The 7,463-nt window shown below is 58.4% G+C and carries 9 protein-coding genes; 6 read left to right on the top strand and 3 right to left on the bottom strand.

The window, feature by feature from the left end:
- Nucleotides 1–29 precede the first annotated feature (29 nt).
- Entirely contained in the window at nt 30–377 is a 348-nt protein-coding gene (locus K420_RS0112660) for a hypothetical protein (RefSeq protein WP_157275086.1), read from the bottom strand.
- A gap of 237 nt (nt 378–614) precedes the next feature.
- On the opposite strand from K420_RS0112660, the gene K420_RS0112655 reads away from it, so the two are divergent.
- Nucleotides 615–1,481, top strand: coding sequence for a DNA-binding protein (locus K420_RS0112655; protein WP_027458388.1), 867 nt, complete (start codon nt 615–617; stop codon nt 1,479–1,481).
- Nucleotides 1,482–1,696: 215 nt separating this feature from the next.
- Here K420_RS0112655 and K420_RS20510 read toward each other — a convergent pair whose 3' ends face one another.
- Nucleotides 1,697–1,975, bottom strand: a complete 279-nt coding sequence (locus tag K420_RS20510) for a hypothetical protein (protein WP_157275085.1) — start codon at nt 1,973–1,975, stop codon at nt 1,697–1,699.
- Between the two features lie 121 nt (nt 1,976–2,096).
- Between K420_RS20510 and K420_RS20505 the strand changes: the two genes are divergently transcribed.
- Both K420_RS20505 and K420_RS20500 read left to right on the top strand, forming a co-directional pair.
- Nucleotides 2,097–2,273 (top strand): hypothetical protein, encoded by a 177-nt coding sequence (locus K420_RS20505; RefSeq protein WP_157275084.1) that lies wholly within the window; start codon nt 2,097–2,099, stop codon nt 2,271–2,273.
- Between the two features lie 32 nt (nt 2,274–2,305).
- Nucleotides 2,306–2,527 (top strand): hypothetical protein, encoded by a 222-nt coding sequence (locus tag K420_RS20500; protein WP_157275083.1) that lies wholly within the window; start codon nt 2,306–2,308, stop codon nt 2,525–2,527.
- A gap of 321 nt (nt 2,528–2,848) precedes the next feature.
- On the opposite strand, the gene K420_RS0112645 is transcribed toward K420_RS20500, so the two are convergent.
- Nucleotides 2,849–3,763, bottom strand: a complete 915-nt coding sequence (locus K420_RS0112645) for a LysR family transcriptional regulator (RefSeq protein ID WP_027458386.1) — start codon at nt 3,761–3,763, stop codon at nt 2,849–2,851.
- Nucleotides 3,764–3,898: 135 nt separating this feature from the next.
- On the opposite strand from K420_RS0112645, the gene K420_RS0112640 reads away from it, so the two are divergent.
- The 3 genes from K420_RS0112640 to K420_RS0112630 all read left to right on the top strand — a co-directional run bounded on the left by K420_RS0112640 (nt 3,899) and on the right by K420_RS0112630 (nt 7,454).
- Nucleotides 3,899–4,774: a putative hydro-lyase gene (locus K420_RS0112640; protein WP_232422777.1), complete on the top strand. Its 876-nt coding sequence runs from the start codon at nt 3,899–3,901 to the stop codon at nt 4,772–4,774.
- A 77-nt stretch (nt 4,775–4,851) separates the two neighbouring features.
- Nucleotides 4,852–6,087, top strand: coding sequence for an MFS transporter (locus K420_RS0112635; RefSeq protein WP_027458384.1), 1,236 nt, complete (start codon nt 4,852–4,854; stop codon nt 6,085–6,087).
- Between the two features lie 74 nt (nt 6,088–6,161).
- Nucleotides 6,162–7,454, top strand: coding sequence for a Glu/Leu/Phe/Val family dehydrogenase (locus tag K420_RS0112630; RefSeq protein WP_027458383.1), 1,293 nt, complete (start codon nt 6,162–6,164; stop codon nt 7,452–7,454).
- Nucleotides 7,455–7,463 lie beyond the last annotated feature (9 nt).

The raw sequence follows: 7,463 nt of genomic DNA, 5'->3' as shown, positions 1-7,463 counted from the left end.
ATTGTAGCTTTCCGGGGTGAGAGAGGGAGCTACAACGCACGGTCGGCTATCTGCGCCAGCTGCAGAGATTGTAGCTTTCCGGGGTGAGAGAGGGGCATGTCCGGAGTTTTGTGTAAAGCAGCCATTAGCAGTTGTTCTGCTGAATGGCGGCTTTGGCCGATATCCGGCCTCATGCTAGCGGCAATAGGCAGCACCTTGGCCTTTGCTGCCGTTGGCCTGTCGCGTTCACTCAGGCGGCGATGTGCAGGTTTCATCAAATCAAGGACAGCATCCAGGTCCTCGTAGCCAAACTTGGCGGTCCAGTCTTGAATCTTCTGCATCGCTGTTACGAAAGGGGGCGGATTCCCTTCCAACGTCAGGACGCGCAGGCGATCCATACACTCCTCCCGAAACAGCATTGGGATGATGCGGCACACGCCCACCACCGAAAGATCCCCTCGTCCAGTCGCTCACAGGCCGTACCCGTGTCCTGCCGGACCTATCAGGAAGGGCCCATTCGCTAGGTTCTGTCCAAGCCTCTTGGCGCTCAATGGAGCGCGCGCTCCTTGATTTACACCCAAAAACAACATTAAATGTAACGTAACATCGTAACGTATCGTAATTTAGGGTTGGCCATGGCTCGCGAAGCAACGATTACTCAAGAAGCAGTTAACACCGCCGCGGAACAAATCCGCGCCACCGGCGCAAAACCTACAGCCCGGGCTGTTCGTGAGGCGCTGGGGTCAGGGTCGATGGCCACTGTTTTAAAGTACCTCCAGGCGTGGCAAGCAAATCAGGCTCACCCGATAGAAGCCAATATCGTTCTACCAATCGCCTTGCAGCGCACCTTGGTGACGTTCATTGAGCAAGAGGTCGCCACGGCCAAGGCTCTTCTTGAGGCAGACTTGGCCCTGGCGGAGCAAGCCAATCGGGACCTGATTGCTGAATCTGAGCGACAAGCCGCAACCATCAACGAATTGGAACAGGAAGCCACAGCCTTGCGCGCAGAGGTGGCTGCTGCCAATGGCCGTGTCGCTCAGCTTTCCAGCGATCTGGAGAGCAGCCACCAGACAGTCCTGAGCGAACGCCAAGCTGGGGAGTTAGCCCGGATAGAGCTAACCAGAGCAAAACTTCAGCTACAAAGCTTGTCTCGTTGCGAAGATGAGATTGAGCGGCTGCGGGCAACCTCGGATGCTGAGCGTGTCGCTCTTGTGGCTGCCGAGCGGACTGCAGCTGTGCTGAATGCCAAACTCGAAAAGACAGAAGCACAAGTTAATGACCTTCAGGCACGCCTGACCCGTGCTGAAGGTGACGCTCGTGGCGCAATGGCAGAGACCTCGAGGATTCGGGAGCAGAATTCGTCACTGCAGGCCTCATTTGACGCAGCCGTCCGCGATGGAAACCAGGCGCGCGATTACCTGCGACGAGTAGAAGCAGAAGCATCAGAGTTGCGTGGTCAGTTGCTCGAACTGCGCACTCGAATCAATGTGGGCGCGTCTTGAATAGAACCCAAACCGTTTAAGTGCCTAACTTCGATCCGGTGGTCGATTTTCCCGTGGACATCGCGCGTTTAGTGGCGGCCGCGACCACCGCCGGCTAGCTACCTGGTGTAGCCAAAAAGTTTATGTGGCGCGCTTGCGACCGCACACGAGAGAGAAAAGCCGCCCTCACAGTGGGCCACTATTGTTCGGATTCCTAAGCGTTACCAGCAGTTTAGTCAGCTTGACCGCTCGAAATCTCCATCTTCCCCCACGTTTGGCATCTGCACGAGCAGGTCATGCAGTCGGTACTTCCGAATCGGCAGGCCGCGACGAACAAGCGGCAATAATGATGTAACTGCGGCTGACACAAGTACACCTTCGAAATCAACGATGACAACAGCGGGATCAGCTGCTTCTATTACAACACCGACGGAACCGGGATGAATCGATACCTCCCGCTCCTCGAGAAGACCAATCAACGAGACAAGGTTAGTGACAGCAATATTCAATTCCATTTAATAAGAATATCACCGCCGACCGGCGCTGAGTTGCGTGGTCAGTTGCTCGAACTGCGCACTCGAATCAATATGGGCACGTCTTGAATGGATCCCAAACCGTTAAGCTAAACCGCGCCCCATGAAACGCCTCGTTCCTGCTCCGCTGAAACTTGTGCCTAACTTCGATCCGGTGGTCGATTTTCCGGCGGACATCGAGCGTTTAGTGGCGGCCGCGTCCAACGCCGGCTATACGGTCACCCCGCATGATGTCGCGGAATTGTGGCGCAGGCATGCCGGCGACGTGTGCGCAAGTTGATTTGCCGTGGATGGGGATGCCGGGATATTTTGGTGGCACCGCTCAAGCATGCCGAGATCCAGCTTGACTCGGCGGTTAGCCCGAGCCCGCCCACCGGCTATCTAAGCTGGCTCGACTTCGCTGTTGATACGATGGATACCAGAGCCGAAGAACAAGAACGGCTCTTTGAGGGCACTTCGGTATCGAGACAATCAATGCGCGACGCGGTTAAAGCCGAACTTGTCGCTCTTCGGCGGAAAGCTGGCGAAATTTAACCACTGGCTGTGATCTCCATAGGTTGTTCACTCGGGGTATCTCCCCAGAGAATTGGAGACGCCAACCGTACGCGACGACATTGAGATGCAGCGTTCGTATCCGCCCGAAGGTCAGCCAGGGGGTGTTGGTCAGCCAGTCGGGATTGTGCAGCTTGAGTGAGCTTGCCAGCCCGGCAAAGGAGGCCAGCACCAGCCAGACGACAGCACAGGACAAGAAGATGAAGGCTGGGAGCGCGCTGCTGCGGTCCGCTTCGACCCGGGCACGGAGTGCATCCTGATCCGGCTGCGTATGGTCGGTGCTATCCGGGGGAGCCGCCTCCGTCATTCTTGACCGGGCCTTCTATTCAAGCTTCCAACAGATCTGTTTCTAGTAAATTCAAGTGCGTTAGTAATTGCATTTTCTACTGCTGGGGCGGCAAAGCTGTTCCAGTAATTGGCATAGAGCGGTAGTGGGGAGAGTTTCAGCTCACTTTGCAGCAGCGTGATCTCATGACCTTTGCCGAGCGTTTGTGCTGCGGCCTTTGGCAGGGTCGCAAGGCCGAAGCCGCTCTCTACCAGTTTTACCAGGGCTGAGATTGACGAAATGCAATGCACACGCTTGTCGGTTACGCCGACGGCGCGCAAGGAGTCGAGCAAAGCGATATGCGGTTGTGAGCCGCGTTGGAAGGTCATCAATTCCTGACCCAGCAAGGCGTCGAGGCTCAGTTCGGGCATTCCAGACATGCTGAGGGGGCCGACAAAAATCATTTCCATGGGCGCCAGAGGCTCATTGATGATGCCAGGACCCTCAGCCGGTGCAGCGGAAAACACCAGGTCCAGTCCACCACGCCGTATCTGCTCGTTGAGCACATGGGTCATTTCGACGTTCAATTCGAATTCTATGCTGGGGTAGCGGGCCTTCAGTGCCTCGATCAGAGGAATGAGCCAGGTATGGAGCACTGTTTCGATTCCTCCAACGCGAAGCGAGACTGGCAATTGCTCCGGGGCGCCCAATTCCTGCTTGAGTTCGAGTTGCAGTGCGAGGAAGCGCTCGGCGTAGTTGAGAAACCGGATGCCCGCGTTGGTCAGGCGAAAGACGCGATCCGGTCGGTCGATCAGGGGGACGCCCAGTTCTTCCTCAAGCGATGCAATCCGGCTGGAGACCGCAGACTGGGTCAGGAATAGCTTTTCTGCCGTACGCGAGATACTTTGCAGGCGGGCCACCCAGGCGAATGCTTCGACAAAGCGCAGGTTCACGTTACTCCCTCCGGGACGTAGGCCAAAGTTGCTCATGGCAGCTGAAATTAGGATGTATTCAGCTTAACGCGAATGGGGGGCGAAAAATTCAATCGACTCCAAAAAAATCGATGGTGTCACAAAGAAATTTGTCGTTTGCGCACTCACCTCCCTGCAACCCATACTCCGCGAAAATCAAAATCCAACTGGAGACTTTCAATGAATACAGAGACATCCACCACTGCCATGCAACTCGTTGCACAAACCGGCCTGCAGGCACGCCAGGCGATTCGGGCCGGCCTCTGGGCGGGCCATACCAGCGGAATGGCACCGCATTATGTTCAGGGTAACGTGGTCATCCTGCCTGAAGTGCTAGCCAATGATTTCCTTCGTTTCTGCCAACGCAATCCTAAGCCGTGTCCGCTACTCGCTGTTTCCGAGCCAGGAGATCCGAACCTGCCGCGCCTGGGAGCGAATCTAGACATCCGAACCGATGTGCCGTTGTATCGAGTTTGGCGCTATGGCGAACTGACCGAAGAAGTGACCGACATCCGTGGCCTGTGGCGTGACGATTTGGTGACATTCATCATTGGCTGTTCATTCTCGTTCGAGCAGCCTCTAATTGATGCCGGCATTCCGTTGCGCCATGTGGAGCAGGGCAAGAATGTAGCGATGTACCGGACCAATATCCAGACGGTCCCAGCCGGTCCCTTCAGCGGTCCAATGGTTGTCTCGATGCGACCGATGACGCCGGCCAACGCCATCCGGGCGGTACAGGTGACGGCCCGTGTGCCGGCGGTACACGGTGCTCCCTTGCACCTCGGCGATCCATCCTTGATCGGGATTGCCGATCTCGCCAAACCGGATTTCGGCGATGCGGTGGACATCCTGCCCGGCGAAATGCCGGTCTATTGGGCTTGCGGCGTTACGCCCCAGGCGGTCGTCATGCAGGCCAAGCCGGAATTCTGCATCACCCATGCCCCCGGGGCCATGCTGGTCACCGATCTGTTGGACAGCGAACTGGCATTTTAATCCCCCCAAACCGCTGACCGCCGAGCGCAGCACAGACTCGCGACGGCGGTCTCCACCGCACACCAAGGAGACAAATCGTGTGGCTTAAGGAAACAAACACTCAGGAGAGGAAGACGCTGGTCGCCGCCTTTGCCGGCTATGGCGTCGATGCCTTCGATTACATGATCTACACCTTTCTCATCCCAACGCTGATGGCGGCCTGGGCGATGAGTAAGGTTGAGGCCGGCTACATCGCCACTGGCGCCCTCATTACTTCGGCCATCGGCGGTTGGGCAGCCGGTATCCTGGCCGACAAGTATGGCCGGGTTCGTGTGCTGCAGTGGACGGTGATGTGGTTCACCTTTTTCACCTTCCTGTCCGGTTTCACCAACTCCTTCGAGCAACTGTTCTTTACCCGCGCCATGCAGGGCTTTGGCTTCGGTGGCGAGTGGTCGGTCGGCGCCGTACTCATTGCTGAGATGATCCAGTCCAAGCATCGCGGCAAGGCGGTGGGTCTGGTTCAGAGCAGTTGGGCGGTCGGTTGGGGCGTTGCCGCCATCGCGTTCTGGGCGGTGTATGCCGTGCTGCCGGCCGAGCAGGCCTGGCGAGTGCTGTTCTGGCTCGGCATCCTGCCCGCCTTCCTGATCTTTTACATCCGTCGGAATATCAGCGACCCAGAGGTCTTCCAGGTCGCCCAAGCAAAAAAGAAGGCTGAAGGCGGCGGTAATTTCTGGGAAATCTTCTCGCCCAAATATCTGAAGACGACGATCCTCGCCAGTCTTTTGTCCACCGGCATGATGGGCGCCTATTATGCCGCCACGACTTGGCTACCGACGTTTCTCAAGGTCGAGCGCAAATTGTCGGTGCTGAGCACCAGCGGTTATCTGCTCGTCCTCATCTTCGGCTCCTTCGTCGGCTACCTGACCAGCGCCTACCTATCCGACCGTCTCGGCCGACGCCACTGTTTCATGCTCTTCGCAGCCTGTGGCGGTGTGCTGGTGTATAGCTACACTCATATTCCGATCACCGACAGCATGATGCTCTTCCTTGGCTTTCCGCTCGGTTTCTTCCTCTCCGGCATTTTCTCCGGCATGGGTGCCTATTTGGCGGAACTGTACCCCAACGAACTGCGCGGCTCGGGGCAAGGCTTTTGCTACAACTTCGGACGTGCTGCCGGCGCCCTTTCACCGGCCCTGGTCGGCTACCTGAGCACCACGATGCCGCTCGGCGAAGTGATCGGCCTGCTCGCTGCCGGTGGCTACCTGCTGGTCATTCTGGTCTGCTTGCCGTTGCCGGAAACCCGCGGTCGCGATCTCGCCCAGCAACCGGCCTGAATCCAAGCTCCCCCACGATTGGCGATTGTTCCGGCGCACCCTGCGGGGTGCCCGGCAGGCCCGTCACGAGAGAAATGAACATGCAAAACACGACAGCCATCCCGTCCTATCTGTCTATTGAATCGCTCGGCCCTTGGGCAACCTACCTGACCCAGATCGAGCGCGTTACCCCTTACCTCGACAAGGCATTGCTACCCTGGGTCGAAACCCTGATCCGCCCGAAGCGCGCGCTGATCGTCGATGTGCCGATCCGTCTCGATAACGGCGTCATTGCCCATTACGAGGGCTATCGCGTTCAGCACAACCTGTCACGCGGCCCGGGCAAGGGTGGCATCCGCTTCCATCCCGAGGTGACGCTATCCGAGGTGATGGCGCTGTCGGCCTGGATGACCATCAAGAATGCCGTGGTCAACGTTCCCTACGGCGGGGCCAAGGGCGGCATCCGGGTTGATCCCAAAAAGCTCTCGATGCCCGAACTGGAGCGCCTGACCCGCCGCTACGCCAGCGAGATCAACATCCTGATCGGCCCGGACAGGGATATCCCGGCACCCGACATCAATACGAACGAGCAGGTCATGGCCTGGATCATGGACACCTTCTCGATGAACCAGGGCCGGACAGCGACGGGTGTCGTCACCGGCAAGCCGGTGACGCTCGGCGGCAGCCTCGGGCGTCATGATGCGACCGGGCGCGGCGTCTTCATCTGCACGGTCGAGGCGGCACGCCGCATTGGCCTGTCGATTCCCGGTGCACGGGTTGCCGTACAGGGCTTCGGCAACGTTGGAGAGGCGGCAGCGCGCTTGTTCGCCGATGCCGGGGCCAAGGTGGTCGCCATTCAGGATGAAACCGGCAGCATCTTCAACCCGAACGGTTTCGACGTCCGCCGGGTTCACCGGCACCGTATCGAAACCGGCCAGCTAGCTGGCGTTCCCGATGCCGAAGCGATCGATGCCGAACACTTCTGGGCCTGCGACGTCGACATCCTGGTCGCCGCCGCACTCGAAAACCAGATCACTGAACATAACGCCCCCGCCATCCGCGCCCGTATCCTTGCCGAAGGCGCAAACGGGCCGACCACGCCGGAGGCCGACCTGATCCTCCAGGACAACAAGGTGCTGGTGGTGCCCGACGTGCTGGCCAACGCCGGCGGTGTGACGGTTAGTTATTTCGAGTGGGTGCAGGACATCAGCGCCTTTTTCTGGACAGAGGAGGAAATCAATTCGCGCCTTGACCGGATCATGCGCGATGCTTTCGCTGCCGTATGGGACGCTGCGCAGAACAAGGGCATCCTGCTGCGCACCGCCGCCTTCGTGCTCGGTTGCGAACGTGTTTTGATGGCGCGCAAGCTGCGCGGCCTCTATCCTTGAACGAAAGGC

Origin of the sequence: Dechloromonas agitata is5 (genome assembly GCF_000519045.1) — a bacterium.
GTDB classification, from domain to species: Bacteria; Pseudomonadota; Gammaproteobacteria; order Burkholderiales; family Rhodocyclaceae; genus Azonexus; species Azonexus agitatus.
The sequence above is the reverse complement of the archived record's forward strand: the minus strand, read 5'-3'. Positions and strand labels throughout refer to the sequence as shown.

What these genes read in the sequence shown, in the direction of transcription:
- K420_RS0112655 (WP_027458388.1), top strand. Translation starts at nt 615, where the DNA reads ATGGCTCGCGAAGCAACGATTACTCAAGAAGCAGTTAACACCGCCGCG.
- K420_RS0112630 (WP_027458383.1), top strand. Translation starts at nt 6,162, where the DNA reads ATGAACATGCAAAACACGACAGCCATCCCGTCCTATCTGTCTATTGAA.
- K420_RS20510 (WP_157275085.1), bottom strand. Translation starts at nt 1,975, where the DNA reads ATGGAATTGAATATTGCTGTCACTAACCTTGTCTCGTTGATTGGTCTT.
- K420_RS0112660 (WP_157275086.1), bottom strand. Translation starts at nt 377, where the DNA reads ATGGATCGCCTGCGCGTCCTGACGTTGGAAGGGAATCCGCCCCCTTTC.
- K420_RS20505 (WP_157275084.1), top strand. Translation starts at nt 2,097, where the DNA reads ATGAAACGCCTCGTTCCTGCTCCGCTGAAACTTGTGCCTAACTTCGAT.